Origin of the sequence: Snodgrassella alvi, assembly GCF_040741455.2 — a bacterium.
Classification (GTDB): Bacteria; Pseudomonadota; Gammaproteobacteria; order Burkholderiales; family Neisseriaceae; genus Snodgrassella; species Snodgrassella alvi_E.
In genome coordinates this window covers 2,041,855-2,055,735 of the sequence record NZ_CP160328.2, presented here as the reverse complement: position 1 = coordinate 2,055,735, position 13,881 = coordinate 2,041,855, and the positions used below count along the sequence as shown (strand labels likewise).

The following is a 13,881-nucleotide window of genomic DNA, read 5'->3' as shown; positions in this document are numbered from 1 at the left end:
GAAAAGGACAAACATGAAAAACACAGCCTGCCTGAGTTTATCCAGTTTGATTTTATGCATACTGGCCGCCTGCAGCGGTTCTCATGAAAATAGCAGCACCAAGCCGGCTTCTGCCGTAGCGGCCAGCAGCACCGGCACATTGAACGAAACTAAAACACTGAAAATCTACAATTGGTCTGATTATGTGGACCCAAAAACCATCAGTGAATTTGAAAAGAAATACGGCATAAAAGTTACCTACAACTATTATGACAGCGACGAAACACTAGAAAGCAAAATCCTAACCGGACAGTCTGGCTACGACATCGTTGGTCCGTCCAACTCCTTTGTCGGCCGACAGATTAAAGCTGGCGCTTATCAGCCGCTAGACAAGAGCCTGATACCCAACTGGAAAAACATTAACCCGAAATTACTTGATTTATTAAAAGATGTCGATCCGGGCAACCAATATGCTGTCCCTAATTACTGGGGTATGAATACCATCGCCATTAACATTGATAAAGTCAATGCCGCACTGGGTGACACCCCAATGCCAGAAAATAGCTGGGATCTGGTTTTCAATCCGAAATATACAGACAAACTGAAAAGCTGCGGCATCAGCTACATGGACAGCCCTGTAGAAATGATTCCGCTGGCACTGCACTATGCAGGTAAAGATCCCAACAGCCAAAGCAAAGACGATATAGACATGGCTGCCAATCTCATCAAAGCCAACCGCAGCAACGTGCTGCGCTACTCTTCTTCAGGCTACATCGACGATCTGGCTCGAGGAGATGTCTGCGTGGCCATCGGCTTTGGTGGCGATTTAAATATCGCCAAACGTCGTCGGCTAGAAGCCACCGGTAAAAAAGATATTCAAGTTTTAGTTCCTGAACAAGGCGTATCTCTATGGGTGGATACTCTGGCCATTCCCAAAGATGCCGCCAACTTGAAAAATGCTTACCGCTATTTAAATTGGGTTCTCGAACCCCAGATTGCTGCTCGCAATGGCAACCATGTTACCTATGCACCCGCCAGCCTGCCAGCAAAACAACTGATGAAAAAAGAATATCGCGAAGACAGCAGCATCTTCCCATCAGATGAAGTGCTGGCCAACAGCTATCTCGTTTTACCGGCCAAATCCGATACTCTGAAATACGAATTGCGCTTATGGCAAAATCTCAAAGCAGGCAAATAAAACATTAGCCTATATTTGCTTAAAACAAAACCCCTCAGTAATGAGGGGTTTTGTATTGCCGGCCGCCGAGACAGAAATTTTACACGGCTAGCGACACAGCTCAGGAAATTTCCGCCATGCCTGCGACAGCGTCATACCATTTGCATACAAATTAACCGTACTCTGCGACATACCCGCTTTAACCACATCTATCTGCAACCCTTCTTTGCCGGTAAATGGATTAACCAGCGCCAGCGTCTGACTACCATTCGGATAACTGCTTATTCTGTAAAATTCACGAGGCAAATTAAAACGAGACTGCAACTTATCATGCAAACACTTGCTGACTTCGATAGCAGGCCGGTCAATATTCAGGCTCACTTCCGGCGGAGTACTACGTTCCGGTTTCAGCACCGTCACATCTTTTGTGACTACCGCACAGCGAAAACCTTTACTGCCTATGGGCTGGTCAGCCTGCAATAAAGCTTTGGCCATAGCCTCTGAATCACATTCGCGCTCTTCTTGCGCATAAGGTGTGACCTGAGCACACCCCACCAACATGCTGGCACACAGACAAGGCCACCATAATAAATTCTTCCACAACATGTTTGATTTTCCACTGGATGCCTAGAGGTTCTATGCCAAACTGAACCCAGACATAATTTTTCCCCGCCAACAGGCAGCAGGTTTACTGAATCTGCCCAGTTGTAATAACTTCATGGGCATAACATAATGATTAATTGATTAATCTTTGCCAATGCATAAAACACCTGCATAACAAATGTAATATCGAAAGCAAAGTGGCTATAATAACAGCCATATCTTGCCACACACCAGTCTTATCATGATTTTTTCAGCAGCCCGACCCATAAAAACCGTCACCCTCGCCTTAACCGGCGCTTCAGGCATGCCTTATGCCAAAAGACTACTGGCCTGCCTATTGCAAGCAAATATCAAAGTCTGGTTATTGTACTCACAAGCTGCACAGATAGTGGCACAGCAGGAAATCAATTGGCATCTACCTACCAACGCCAAGCAATGTACCGCAGCTTTATGTAGTGAATTCGGGGTCGACCCATCTCAACTCACCGCATTTGGCCGTGATGAATGGTTTGCTCCACCCGCCTCCGGTTCTAATCCCGCAGATGCCATGATCATCTGTCCGGCAAGCATGGGCTGTGTTGCCGCCATTGCTGCCGGTACCTCAGATCATTTGCTCGAACGTGCTGCCGATGTTTGCATCAAAGAACAGCGACCACTGATAATCGTACCGCGAGAAACGCCGCTTTCAGCCATTCATCTGGAAAATATGCTTAAACTCGCACGTCTAGGCGTCTGTATCCTACCACCGGTATCGGCTTTCTATCAGCATCCGCAAAGCGTAGCAGATATGGTAGATTTTGTGGTAGCACGTATTCTGGATCAGTTGCAGATTCCGCACCGGCTGATAGCGCGTTGGGGCGAAGAAAATAATTATTGACACCACTCATTGAATGTTTTACTGTATAAAAATGAAAACCAAACACACTTTCTCTTTTGCTTATTATTGGTACCACACCTCGGTGCGGTGCCTTTTTGCGTTTATTTAAAAAACATAAGCAAAAACAAAGTGAACCGCCCGGCCAATCCGAGGCGGTTTTTTTATACCATAAACGCCTCGTACACTAAGGCAATAACAATGAATCAACAACTATTGGAGAATAAAATGCCGGTATTACCGCAGAAACGAATGCAGCACACTGAAGCACCTGTACCACAACTTCAGCGCTGGTATATGATTGTAGATGGCAATCAGCACAGAAGCGACCTGTTACAGCTTCAGCCACAATTTCAAAGCCCGTACATGCTTAGTGAAGCACTGATTCCACAGCTGCGGATGGTAGCCATGTTAATAGCCGCACAGCGGCTCAGTTCTGATCAACCTACACCAGACATTATCAGTGAAGAAGCAGACTGGTTTGCTGCCCGTATCCTGGTAATGGGCGTGCGCATTTTTCACCTGGATATTACCTTAATCCCCATGTTGAAAACGGCCAATAGCCGCGCTCGTATGTTTGCACAAAAGCACAACCTTCCCTTTACTCAGGCACAAATGCGCATGAGTTTGCATGCCGGCCGGCCGCAACAGATGTTGATTATCGAAACAGAAGCACAATGTGAAGAAGATAAAGGACTGCTACAAAACAGCATCGATTTTGCCCGTATGCATTGTCTGAGCGAAAGCAGCCTACTGGCTCCCTGCCACCAGATTTAAAACCAGCACTCATTTAATTCTGCGTAGATTGTGACTAACTTTATATCGGGCATACAACGCCACCTGCTGCAAAAACTGCTCCAGTTCTGCAGCAGCAAAACGAGTATGGATAAAATAACAGCCGTCCCCTGTAATTTTGTGCAGAGCCTCTACCGCAGCAAAGCGACTGACCATATTTTCAAATTCCCCAAACCGGCTGCCGTTCATATAAATTGTAATAAACTGTTCTGACTCAGAATATTCTGACACCGTGAACCGCTCAATCACGCCTCTATCAAGCAGGCTCTGTACCCTTAGCCCCACTGCCTGACCACTCAGAAATACTTTTTCCCCAACTTCTTTCCATGACATCCGGCTATTGATTTTCAACAAATCCACAATTGCCCGGTCTTTTTTATCCATATTTTCATCCTGAAAATAAATCCTGCCTACTGCTTTCATATACCCGTTCAGTATTGCATGCTAATTACAGATAATAGAAGTCTCACAACAAACATGAAAACATATATGAAACAAGCACTCCTTATCATCGATGTGCAAAATGATTATTTCCCCCAAGGAAAAATGGCATTGCATCAGCCACAAATGGCATTGGAAAATATACTCAGATTGCGCCAACAGTTTCGCCGGCTGCAGCTACCAATATTCTATATTCAACATATTAACATTCGTAAGAATGCAACTTTTTTCCTGCCGGATAGCCATGGAATAGAGCTTCATCCACAGCTAATGCCCATCGCCACTCAGACAGAATGGATTATCCGCAAAAATTTCCCCAACAGCTTTGTACAAACCGATCTACTAACGCAGCTACAAAAGCAGGCAGTAGAACAATTGGTTATCTGCGGAATGATGACCCATATGTGCATAGATTCCACTACCCGCCAAGCAGCAGAACTTAATTTTCAACCTATTCTAATTGCCGACGCCTGTGCCACACGTAATCTCGAACTGAATGGCGAGACGATACCGGCAAAAAATGTACAGCATAGCTTTATCGCGGCTTTGAGTTTTTTTGCTGACATCCAGTTCGCCAGCCAGTTCTTAAATCCATCCAATGCCTAAATCATTTCTTTTGCTTTTTTATTAGCCATCACAAATAAAAAGAAATAACTGCCCGTCTGTTTGACACATAATTGTCAGACAACAAGGCAGTTATCAGCCTTCAACCTATTGTTTTTATATTAAAACTGTCAATATATTGTGATTATTATATTGTGATTATTCTGAAATTTTAAAAACAAATATACCGGTACTGTAATATACACAAATAGCCACGAATACCATTAGTTATTCGCAAAAAAGTAGATGTAAAATTTCAAATTAACAAAAATAAAAAAGCATCTGTTTTTCAAATTCAGAAAACAGATGCTTTTCAGTGCCAATCTGCTGATTGGATTTGATTGCTTACATTGGGATATAGCGGCTTGGGTCCTGCGGCTGACCATTCTCACGTAATTCAAAATGCAGTTGAGTCCGCTTAGCATCAGTGCTACCCATTGTGGCAATCTGCTGACCACGTTTCACCTGCTGGCCTTCTTTCACCATAATACTCTGGTTATTGCCATAGGCAGTCAGATAGGTTTGATTATGCTGCACAATAATCAGATTACCATAGCCGCGCAAACCATTACCGGCATACACCACCTTACCGGAAGCGGCAGCCATAATTGGCTGGCCAGCATTGCCACCATAATCGATTCCCTTACTGCTGCCGCCGAAGCTTTGCAGGATATTACCGGCAGTCGGACGCTGCCATTCAATACCGCTTACACTGCGCACACCACCAGTGCTTACGGTTTTACTTGTTGAGACAGTAGTAGAGCTAGATGGCGTAGTCGTCGTGGTCGTACTGGTGGTCGTTGTCACATTCGCTGTGCTTACCGGCGTCGTTACCGTAGTGGTGGTATTTTTGCTTCCGGCCGGTGCAACATATCCAGCCGGTTTCACCCGCAGCACCTGCCCCAGACGAATATTGTTATCAGCCAGATTATTCCAGGCACGCAAATTATCCTGCGTAATCTGATAACGTTTTGAAATATTGTATACCGTGTCACCACGCTGTACCGTATGCGTAGCAGCATTGATATCAACTGGTGAATAATTGCCTACATAACCAGTGGCTGTGGCGCCAGCATTGGGCGTATAAGCCGGAGGCGTGTCTGTCGGTGGTGTATAAGGCGGGGCACCATAAGGATTGTCGGCAGTGGTAGCAGCAGTACCGGCGTTACTGCTGCCCGTTTCTGTCGGTGCTGCCGGTTGTTTGAAAATAGTACAGGCACCTAATGCCAGCACCAGCAAACACCAGCTGGAACGAATTACGTTTTTTTTCAACATAACGGTTTACCTTAAATCATTGCAATGTTCAGGGGGTGCCAGCGCGATAGCGGCGGCAACAGCCAATTCAGACATTATCATAAACAATGCCCAGCATTGTGTAAAATAGCATCAAGGTTAAACTATTTTAACATGTCCTAATAATTATGTATTATTCAGGCTGTTTTTTTCAGCAATTGCCCAGTCATACAGTGCTTTTTTACTCTCACCACTGATTTCCGCAGCCAAAGCGGCGGCTTGCTTGGTAGGCAGTTCCTGCACCAAGATCTGCATCACACGGATTGCCTCAGCAGACAAATCCGCCTGCTTTTCAACTTCGGCCGGATGCAACACCAGTACCATCTCGCCACGTTTCTGATTAGCATCCGTCTGTAAAACCGTCTGGATATGCGCCACCGTACCCGTTATATAAGTTTCATGCGTTTTACTAATTTCACGCGCCAAAAGCATACTACGCAGAGGATACAACACAGCCATCTGTGCCAGCGTATCCATAATCCGGTGCGGAGTTTCAAACATCACCACCGGACAAACTGCTTTTTGCCACTCCTTTAAACGCTGCTGACGTTCGCCACTTTTGGCCGGCACAAAACCTGCAAAATAAAAATCAGATTCCGTCACTCCAGCCACGCTTAAAGCAGCCATCACCGCACTGGGACCAGCCACAGGTGATACCGCAAATCCAGCTTCTCGCACCCGCGTAACTAAACGGGCACCGGGGTCACAAATCGCCGGTGTACCGGCATCCGAAACCTGTGCCACAACTTCCCCTGCTGCCAGTGCATCAATCACCCGCTGCGCCATACTTTGCTCATTCTGCTCACGCACACTAATCAGCCTGCCCGAAATACCATAAGCCCGCAGCAATTGCTGAGTTACCCGCGTATCTTCGGCACAAATCAAATCAGCTCGCGACAACACAGCCAGAGCATGAAAGCTTAGATCAGCCAGATTACCAATTGGAGTAGCCACTACATAAAGGGTTTGCGGTACAATGCTGGCAACAGCTTTCTGGTAATGGACTTGCATTTATTAATCCGTAATCTGGTTAAGTGATCATTTAAGTGTCAAGGCAGAATACCGGCAGCACTCAGCCTTAAATGAATACTATACCACGATGTCACATTGCATTCGTATTCAAGCACCAACCGGAAATACCTGACCACCACTAGAAATACTATTTAGCCCAACAACGGGCACTTTATCCGGCTGCCTTATCTGCCCAAAGCACAAAGCGCAAATTCATATTAATTGACACATAAACTTATATGACAGAACCCATTTCCGCCCATCAACACTTTGTCGATAGCGCCCAGCTACTAAACGAATGCGCTGATTTATTGGCAGAACCCATTGCCGAAGTGGCTCAGGGCATCCTCATGGCTCTGATGAGCGATGGCAAACTGCTGATAGCCGGCAATGGCGCCTATGCTTCTCTGGCCAACACACTGGCCGCTTATATGGTTACCCGCCTGCAACAGGATCGCATGGCTCTGGCTGCCTTATCTCTCTGTACCAATCCTTCCGTAATCAGCACGCTGACAGATAGCGAACCCAAAGATGTCTTTGCTAAACAGATTCATGCGCTCGGCAAACAGCACGATATGCTATGCGTACTCTCAGCCGATGGACAGAGCCTAAATCTCGTCAGTGCAATCAAAACTGCCCATGAGCGCGATATGCGTGTACTGGCCATTACCGGCGGCAGTGGTGGCGAAGTAGCCGCCTTGCTACACGATGATGACCTGTGGCTAAACGTCCCTGGAGACCATCCCCTGCGCGTACTTGAAGCACATCAGGTTACCATTCATGCCCTGTGCGCACAGATTGACCAATTATTGCTCGGTGGTTTATAAACAGCATCAATACAAATTACAGGTGTATCTCATGAAAAAATACTTGTCTGCCCTGGCATTGGGGCTGTGTCTGACCACCACCCTCACAGGTTGTCCAGCTGTTCTGGTAGGCGGAGCTGCCGTTGGCACCCTGTCAGTCACCGATCGGCGCACTACCGGCGCTCAGACCGATGACAAAATAATGGAAGTACGCATTCACGATGGCGCCATTTCCTATCTCAACAGCCAAGCACAGGAAAGCAAATTCCAGCCAACCTTATCCGTTATCAGCTACAATCGGCAAATCCTGCTACTCGGACTAGTAGCCAACGAAAATGACAAAAATCTCGTGGAACGCGTAGCCCGTGCTCAGCCTGCTGCACAGAAAGTTTACAACTACATAGACATCGCCAGTCAGAACCGTAAATTGAGCCATGTGACGGACGACACATGGATTACATCAAAAGTCCGTTCCAACCTGCTCAATACCAAAGGCGTCTCACCAAATCACGTCAAGGTTGTTACCTTTAACGGTGTTACCTACGTCATGGGTATTCTGACACCAGCAGAACAGCAGGCTGTCACCGCAGCCATCAGCACCACCTCCGGCGTGCAAAAAGTGGTTACTCTATATCAGACCTTTGAAAACACCCCCACTACCACAGCAGCCAGTTCCTGATAATCGCCCAGCTGCTGCAATCAAATGCTCACAAACGGCCGGTTGCAGCAACCAGGGTAAAGTATCTGATTAGCGTAAACACAAATTTGCGTATAATAACTGCCTTACACCCGACGATATCCCTTAAAGGATTACCACATCATGAGCACAAAACCCACCGCACCCGAAAGAAAAAACAAAAAAAACGCGGTTAAAGCTGGTCTAAGCACCTTTACTAAAATCCTTCTCAGCCTGTTTCTGATTCTAGCCATTTTTGTTGTCTGGTTTGTTTTTCACGCTTGGCAGGTGCTGAATAACGCACCGGATACTGCCGGCTATGCCTCACAGGCTAGTTTTGAAATTCTTACACCCAATGGTGCTCCCGGAAATAACAATACCGCGCAATCACCGGTATTTATTCCCAATGCTACCGTCACCACTGCTTCTGACAGTGATAACAATGACAGCGCCTCAGCTCCGCAGACTCCGGCCACACCTATAAAAAATAGCACTAAGCCAAAAGCCAATGCGGACAACGAAGAATTACAGCCACTGGTACCCACCAATGCACCTGCTGCTACCAACAGAGACAACAATCCGGAAACCCCAGCAGCACCAGCTCCTGCACCTAAACCCAAATCATCCAACAACAGTGCCAATGGCAAACCATTAGACAACCTGTTCTGATAACACTCCGGTATAAACAACAATGCCCGTCCTTAAGACGGGCATTGTTTTTTGTCAGCTTACATTGAAAACATGCAATCCAGACACCTGCCTAAGCAGCTACTGCAAAATATCGGCAAGAGCATACATATGTAATGGTACATTACATCGCCCATTACCATGTAATTACCGCACACTGAAGCTGCACAAAACACGCCGCTACAACGGAATAAATCGTAATCCTGTATTTAGCTGCCAGCAAAGTTCAGATACAGCTAAACTTATTTCTGATAGGGATTATCCAATGTAGCCATCAATTCAGCCAGATAAGCACGCAGCTGCTTTTCCTGACAACCCATCAGCAATCCATCTTCAAAGGCTTCCTGTGCCAGCTCATAGATTTCTTGCATATTCTGCTGCATCACTTTAATTTTTTCCGTGCAAGAGACCACATTACCGGCATCATCCACCCATCTGGGCATCGGAGGTAAAGGTTTCATCAATGTTTCACCCTGCGCGCCGTTACAAAAGCTTTAGACCAGTACCCCTGCTCAATACTGGTAATTTCGATATTCTTGCCCGTACGAGGCGCGTGAATCATTCTACCATTACCAATATACATACCCACGTGCGAAATCCCACCACCGCCAGGGCTGAAAAAAACCAGATCACCCGGTTGCAGTGCAGCACGGCTTACCACTTCACCCACCGTAGCCATCTGGCGCGAGCTACGCGGCAGCGTCACCCCCATACTGCGGCGGAAAATATATTGCATAAATCCACTGCAATCCAGCCCACTGGTGGGTGAATTACCACCAAAGTGATAGGCCACCCCAAGCAACCCCATCGCATTCATAATCAGGTCACTGGCATCATCACCCGTACGTACGGCTGGTGCTGCTGTTCTGTCACGAATCAGACGCTCCAGTGCAGCATTATCCAATCCCTCGTCAGGCGCCGCCATCACCGGCGGCACCAGAATGAAACCGGCGCATAGACATACAGTTGCCGTTTTCATTAATTTTTTTATCCACTTCATGCCAACATTATTCCATCTGTTCATCAAACAATTCTGCTATCCTGTAAGCAGACTTTGTTCGGGACATAATCATATGTTTTCACCCAGCTCATCCCGCATTAGCGACTGGACTCGTATGCGTGAAATTCTTACCATTTTGGCCAAACACGGTCTGGGTGAATTTCTTGTTCGTATCAAACTGCCGATACGCCGGTACAAACATACCGACCCATCGGCTCAGCAGGGCTATCTCAGTACACCGCGGCGCGTGCGCCTTGCCTTTGAAGAGCTGGGACCCACATTCATCAAACTCGGACAAATACTCGCCACCCGTACAGATGTTTTCGGAGAAGAATGGACGGAGGAATTTGCTCAACTCCAAAACAATACCCATCCTCTTCCCATCATAGAAATCAAAAACATCATTCAGGCTCAGCTCAACCAGCCACTGGAAAGCATCTTCAGCCACATAGCAGCTCAGCCCATCGGCAGCGCATCCATCGCACAGGTTCACCGAGCCACACTCAGCAGCGGCGAGCAGGTCGCCATCAAAGTGAAACGACCGGGAATAGAATCCACCGTAGCCGCCGATCTGCGTATTCTTAACCACATAGCTCAGCTACTGGAATCAGAAATACCTGAATCCAGACGCTACTATCCGGTACAAATGGTGCAATACTTTGCCCGCTCACTTGAAAAAGAAACAGATCTCACTGCTGAACGACGCAATATGCAACATTTTGCCCGTCTTTACAACCACCAACAGCAAATCCATATACCGCAAACTTATGCGGCGTATTCTAACCGTCAAATACTGGTACAAGAATATATTGACGATACTTTACTTAAAAATCTTGCTCTCAGCAGCTGGAGCAAAGAACAGCGACGCAAGCTTGCTGCCGCACTGGTTGATATTTTACTCGACATGATATTACAGCACGGCCTGTTTCATGCAGACCCCCACCCCGGTAACATCTTAGTGCGAAACGATGGCCGTATCACCCTAATAGACTTTGGCCTTATCGGCCGCCTAAGCCAGCAGCGCCATCAGGAAATCATCTCCCTTATTCAAGCTCTGCTGGAACGCGACCAGTTTGCTTTACAATATATTCTCTCCAACTGGGCACAGGGCGAACCACTTAACGAAAATCAGCTCGGCAGCGACGTATTCGAAATGCTGCTCAACTATGAACAGCTCAGCAGCGGCGATATCAGCATTAGCCAGATTATCAATGATATCACCTACATCATCCGCGAACACGGCCTCACATTGCCGGCCGACCTAGTAATTTTATTCAAATGCTTAATTACGCTTGATGGCGTCATCAAACAGATAGACGGTGATTTCGAACTTCTTAGCCATGCCCAGAACTCCATTCACAACGTATTACGCCAGCGTTTCAACACCCGCACATTCTGGCGTCACAGCAAAATGCAGCTGCACCTACTCTCACAACTCATAAACAGCCTGCCTCAAAACCTGTTGCAACTAAATAAGCGCATTCAGCATGGCCAACTTCCCGTCAGCATCAATATTCAGCATATCGACAAATTCAACAACCAGCTAGACAAAGTAGCCAACCGGCTAACCATGGGGATCGTTACCGCGGCACTGATTATCGGTTCTTCCATCGTAATGAACATCAACGCCGGTCCAAAAATCTTCGGCTTGTCTTTTTTCGGCCTGATTGGCTATCTGCTCGCATTCAGTAACAGCCTGTGGGTCATCTGGTCTATATGGCGCTCAGGCCGGCACTGACACCCATCTCACCCCAAAGTTACCCTTGTTAAACCCCACCCGTTTCCATTAAAATATATATTCATATAGAAGCAAAGCATCATCAATCTGCATATAGTGTTATTATCAACAGAATAACCACGTGGTTCGCAATCCATCCCACGCAAAAAAACTAGGAGCCTCAATTCACATGTCTCAGCTGAATCCAGCCATATTTTCTGCTCATTACGGTTTTAGTCTTTCAAACAGCCGCTGAAGCAGAAGCAATATGTACAAAATCGCCAAAGAATTCCAATTCGATGCCTGTCATATGCTAGATGGACATAAAGGCAAATGTCACAATCTCCATGGCCACACCTACCGGCTGATAGTCGAAATCAGTGACCAACTCCGGCCACACGGCTCCAGCAAAGAAATGGTAATGGACTTTGCCGACATTAAAACCATCATCAACCAAAGCATCATCAGCCAGCTAGATCACGCCTACCTGTATGACGCCAGCAATAGCAACGAATGCAAAATAGCCGACCTGCTACAACAGATGCAACGCAAAGTATTCGCCTTTCCCTGCCGCACCACTGCCGAAGGCATAAGCCGCTTCATCTTCAATCAGCTCTGCGACAAACTACCCGTATCCAAAATCACCCTGTGGGAAACGCCCACATCCTATTGCGAGTATCAGCAAAGCTAGACATGACTCAATTCAACATTGTCGAAATTTTCGAATCACTACAAGGCGAAGGCTACAACACTGGCATGCCCGCCATTTTCATCCGTCTGGCCGCCTGCAATCTCAGATGCCCATGGTGCGATACCGACTACATGCATTATCAAAGCATGTCTTTGCAACAAATCCTCAACACCGTCCAACAGTATCAAAGCAAAAACATTATCATCACCGGCGGTGAACCCACCATCAACAAAAAACTACCCCTGCTCTTACAGCAGCTTAAACAATTAGGCTATTACCTTGCCATAGAAAGCAACGGACTGGGAAAGATAGATTCTCAAATAGACTACATTTCACTAAGTCCCAAATTTCACTACCGCCAGCACTATCCGTTTCCAGCTCAGAATCAGGCTGATGAAGTACGCATCGTCGTAGAAGACCATCCCGAATTTCTAGCATTCTGCCTAAAAATCGAACAACACATACAGGCCAGACATTACTTCCTCTCACCCTGCGAACAAAACGGTCGCTTCAACATGCTTACCACTTTGCAAGCATTAGGTCAGCTCAACCAACATCGTCACGACAATAAATGGCTGCTCAGCTTGCAGACACACAAACTGGCCGATATAGCTTAAATCTTCAACGTATTTTTTATCAAATATCCCAAAAACCATTGAAATTCAGCAAACCAACACAATATCATAAGCAAGATAATTTACTTCAAAATTAAAAAATTCAACTTTACTACATACAATGCAACCACATTGTGCATATATGCCAACAATTGTTACAATATAATCAACCTGAGAAATTATTTACCCACAAAATCACGGAGAATTACACACATGCAACCACGCAACAGCTATGATTTCACTCAGCTTGGACAAGCTAGTGAAAACCCACAAACCGTAGTGCTGCGCAAAGCCTATGCTCTACTTGGTCTCTCATTCCTGCCTTGCGCAGCTGGTGCTTACGCTGGAACATATGTCAATTTCTATGCATTGTTTAGCAATTCTTGGCTATCTGTCGTCGCCTTTTTCATCTTTGCCTACGGCCTCATGTTTGCCATAGAAAAAAACCGTTACAACAACTTGGGTATTGGTTTACTGATGGTATTCACCTTCGGCTTCGGATTTTTCCTTAGCCCCATCTTACAATTTGCTCTAGCCTCTAGTATCGGTGGACAAATCGTTGGTATGGCTGCCCTGATGACCGCGGGGGTATTTTTCACTATGGCCACCATAGCACACCGTTCTAAATCAAGCATGAATGGCATTGCTCAGTTTCTGACTGTAGGTGCAGTTGTTCTTATCATCGGCATGATTGTCAACATGTTTATGAACGTACCTGCACTTGGATTAACCATAGCAGCTGGTTTTGTTATCTTCAGCTCACTTATTATCATGTGGCAAATCCGTGCCGTCATTGCCGGCGGTGAAGATAGCCCCACCAGCGCAGCCCTAACCCTGTTTATTTCCATTTACAACATTTTTACCAGCCTAATCCAAATTTTGTTGGCCGTAATGGACAATCGCTGATATCACCA

General features: G+C 46.3%; 17 protein-coding genes and 1 riboswitch. Of the genes, 11 read left to right on the top strand and 6 right to left on the bottom strand.

Going from position 1 to position 13,881, the window contains the following annotated elements; all coding sequences use genetic code 11:
• The first annotated feature begins 13 nt into the window (after positions 1–13).
• On the top strand, positions 14–1,177 hold the full coding sequence (locus ABU615_RS09200; RefSeq protein WP_370388880.1) for a polyamine ABC transporter substrate-binding protein: 1,164 nt from the start codon (positions 14–16) through the stop codon (positions 1,175–1,177).
• Positions 1,178–1,264: 87 nt separating this feature from the next.
• Here the strand turns inward: ABU615_RS09200 and ABU615_RS09195 are convergent, their stop codons facing one another.
• The gene (locus tag ABU615_RS09195; protein WP_100139774.1) at positions 1,265–1,762 is read right to left on the bottom strand and encodes a hypothetical protein; all 498 of its coding nucleotides are present in this window, start codon (positions 1,760–1,762) and stop codon (positions 1,265–1,267) included.
• A gap of 238 nt (positions 1,763–2,000) precedes the next feature.
• Here ABU615_RS09195 and ABU615_RS09190 point away from each other — a divergent pair, with 238 nt between their 5' ends.
• Both ABU615_RS09190 and ABU615_RS09185 read left to right on the top strand, forming a co-directional pair.
• Positions 2,001–2,636: a flavin prenyltransferase UbiX gene (locus ABU615_RS09190; RefSeq protein ID WP_100139773.1), complete on the top strand. Its 636-nt coding sequence runs from the start codon at positions 2,001–2,003 to the stop codon at positions 2,634–2,636.
• 198 nt (positions 2,637–2,834) lie between these two features.
• On the top strand, positions 2,835–3,410 hold the full coding sequence (locus ABU615_RS09185; protein WP_367489222.1) for a hypothetical protein: 576 nt from the start codon (positions 2,835–2,837) through the stop codon (positions 3,408–3,410).
• A gap of 9 nt (positions 3,411–3,419) precedes the next feature.
• On the opposite strand, the gene ABU615_RS09180 is transcribed toward ABU615_RS09185, so the two are convergent.
• Positions 3,420–3,812: an Lrp/AsnC family transcriptional regulator gene (locus ABU615_RS09180; protein ID WP_370388879.1), complete on the bottom strand. Its 393-nt coding sequence runs from the start codon at positions 3,810–3,812 to the stop codon at positions 3,420–3,422.
• 105 nt (positions 3,813–3,917) lie between these two features.
• Between ABU615_RS09180 and ABU615_RS09175 the strand changes: the two genes are divergently transcribed.
• On the top strand, positions 3,918–4,475 hold the full coding sequence (locus ABU615_RS09175; RefSeq protein WP_367489227.1) for a cysteine hydrolase family protein: 558 nt from the start codon (positions 3,918–3,920) through the stop codon (positions 4,473–4,475).
• A gap of 342 nt (positions 4,476–4,817) precedes the next feature.
• On the opposite strand, the gene ABU615_RS09170 is transcribed toward ABU615_RS09175, so the two are convergent.
• Complete coding sequence (locus ABU615_RS09170; protein ID WP_100139770.1) at positions 4,818–5,747, bottom strand: peptidoglycan DD-metalloendopeptidase family protein; 930 nt, start codon at positions 5,745–5,747, stop codon at positions 4,818–4,820.
• Between the two features lie 144 nt (positions 5,748–5,891).
• Positions 5,892–6,776, bottom strand: coding sequence for a 16S rRNA (cytidine(1402)-2'-O)-methyltransferase (gene rsmI, locus ABU615_RS09165; RefSeq protein ID WP_370388878.1), 885 nt, complete (start codon positions 6,774–6,776; stop codon positions 5,892–5,894).
• A 239-nt stretch (positions 6,777–7,015) separates the two neighbouring features.
• Between rsmI and ABU615_RS09160 the strand changes: the two genes are divergently transcribed.
• From ABU615_RS09160 to ABU615_RS09150, 3 genes are all read left to right on the top strand, one after another.
• Positions 7,016–7,603 carry an SIS domain-containing protein gene (locus ABU615_RS09160; protein ID WP_267391275.1) on the top strand — a complete coding sequence of 196 codons (588 nt, stop codon included), beginning with the start codon at positions 7,016–7,018 and terminating at the stop codon, positions 7,601–7,603.
• Between the two features lie 31 nt (positions 7,604–7,634).
• Positions 7,635–8,261 (top strand): BON domain-containing protein, encoded by a 627-nt coding sequence (locus tag ABU615_RS09155; protein ID WP_267391276.1) that lies wholly within the window; start codon positions 7,635–7,637, stop codon positions 8,259–8,261.
• Between the two features lie 141 nt (positions 8,262–8,402).
• The gene (locus tag ABU615_RS09150) at positions 8,403–8,927 is read left to right on the top strand and encodes a hypothetical protein (protein ID WP_367489237.1); all 525 of its coding nucleotides are present in this window, start codon (positions 8,403–8,405) and stop codon (positions 8,925–8,927) included.
• Between the two features lie 260 nt (positions 8,928–9,187).
• On the opposite strand, the gene ABU615_RS09145 is transcribed toward ABU615_RS09150, so the two are convergent.
• Positions 9,188–9,406: a hypothetical protein gene (locus ABU615_RS09145; RefSeq protein ID WP_100139765.1), complete on the bottom strand. Its 219-nt coding sequence runs from the start codon at positions 9,404–9,406 to the stop codon at positions 9,188–9,190.
• The gene (locus ABU615_RS09140) at positions 9,406–9,924 is read right to left on the bottom strand and encodes a C40 family peptidase (protein ID WP_367577800.1); all 519 of its coding nucleotides are present in this window, start codon (positions 9,922–9,924) and stop codon (positions 9,406–9,408) included. Before ABU615_RS09140 ends, ABU615_RS09145 begins: the two co-directional genes overlap by 1 nt.
• 94 nt (positions 9,925–10,018) lie before the next feature.
• On the opposite strand from ABU615_RS09140, the gene ABU615_RS09135 reads away from it, so the two are divergent.
• The 4 genes from ABU615_RS09135 (at position 10,019) to ABU615_RS09120 (ending at position 13,873) form a co-directional block, all read left to right on the top strand.
• A complete protein-coding gene (locus tag ABU615_RS09135) occupies positions 10,019–11,683 on the top strand; it encodes an ABC1 kinase family protein (protein WP_370388610.1) in 1,665 nt (554 codons plus the stop codon).
• Positions 11,684–11,798: 115 nt separating this feature from the next.
• Positions 11,799–11,844: riboswitch (PreQ1 riboswitch) on the top strand.
• 86 nt (positions 11,845–11,930) lie between these two features.
• On the top strand, positions 11,931–12,353 hold the full coding sequence (gene queD, locus ABU615_RS09130; RefSeq protein ID WP_370388877.1) for a 6-carboxytetrahydropterin synthase QueD: 423 nt from the start codon (positions 11,931–11,933) through the stop codon (positions 12,351–12,353).
• Between the two features lie 2 nt (positions 12,354–12,355).
• Positions 12,356–12,970, top strand: a complete 615-nt coding sequence (locus tag ABU615_RS09125) for a 7-carboxy-7-deazaguanine synthase QueE (protein WP_100156296.1) — start codon at positions 12,356–12,358, stop codon at positions 12,968–12,970.
• Between the two features lie 210 nt (positions 12,971–13,180).
• On the top strand, positions 13,181–13,873 hold the full coding sequence (locus ABU615_RS09120; protein WP_367577795.1) for a Bax inhibitor-1 family protein: 693 nt from the start codon (positions 13,181–13,183) through the stop codon (positions 13,871–13,873).
• The last annotated feature ends 8 nt before the right edge of the window (positions 13,874–13,881 follow it).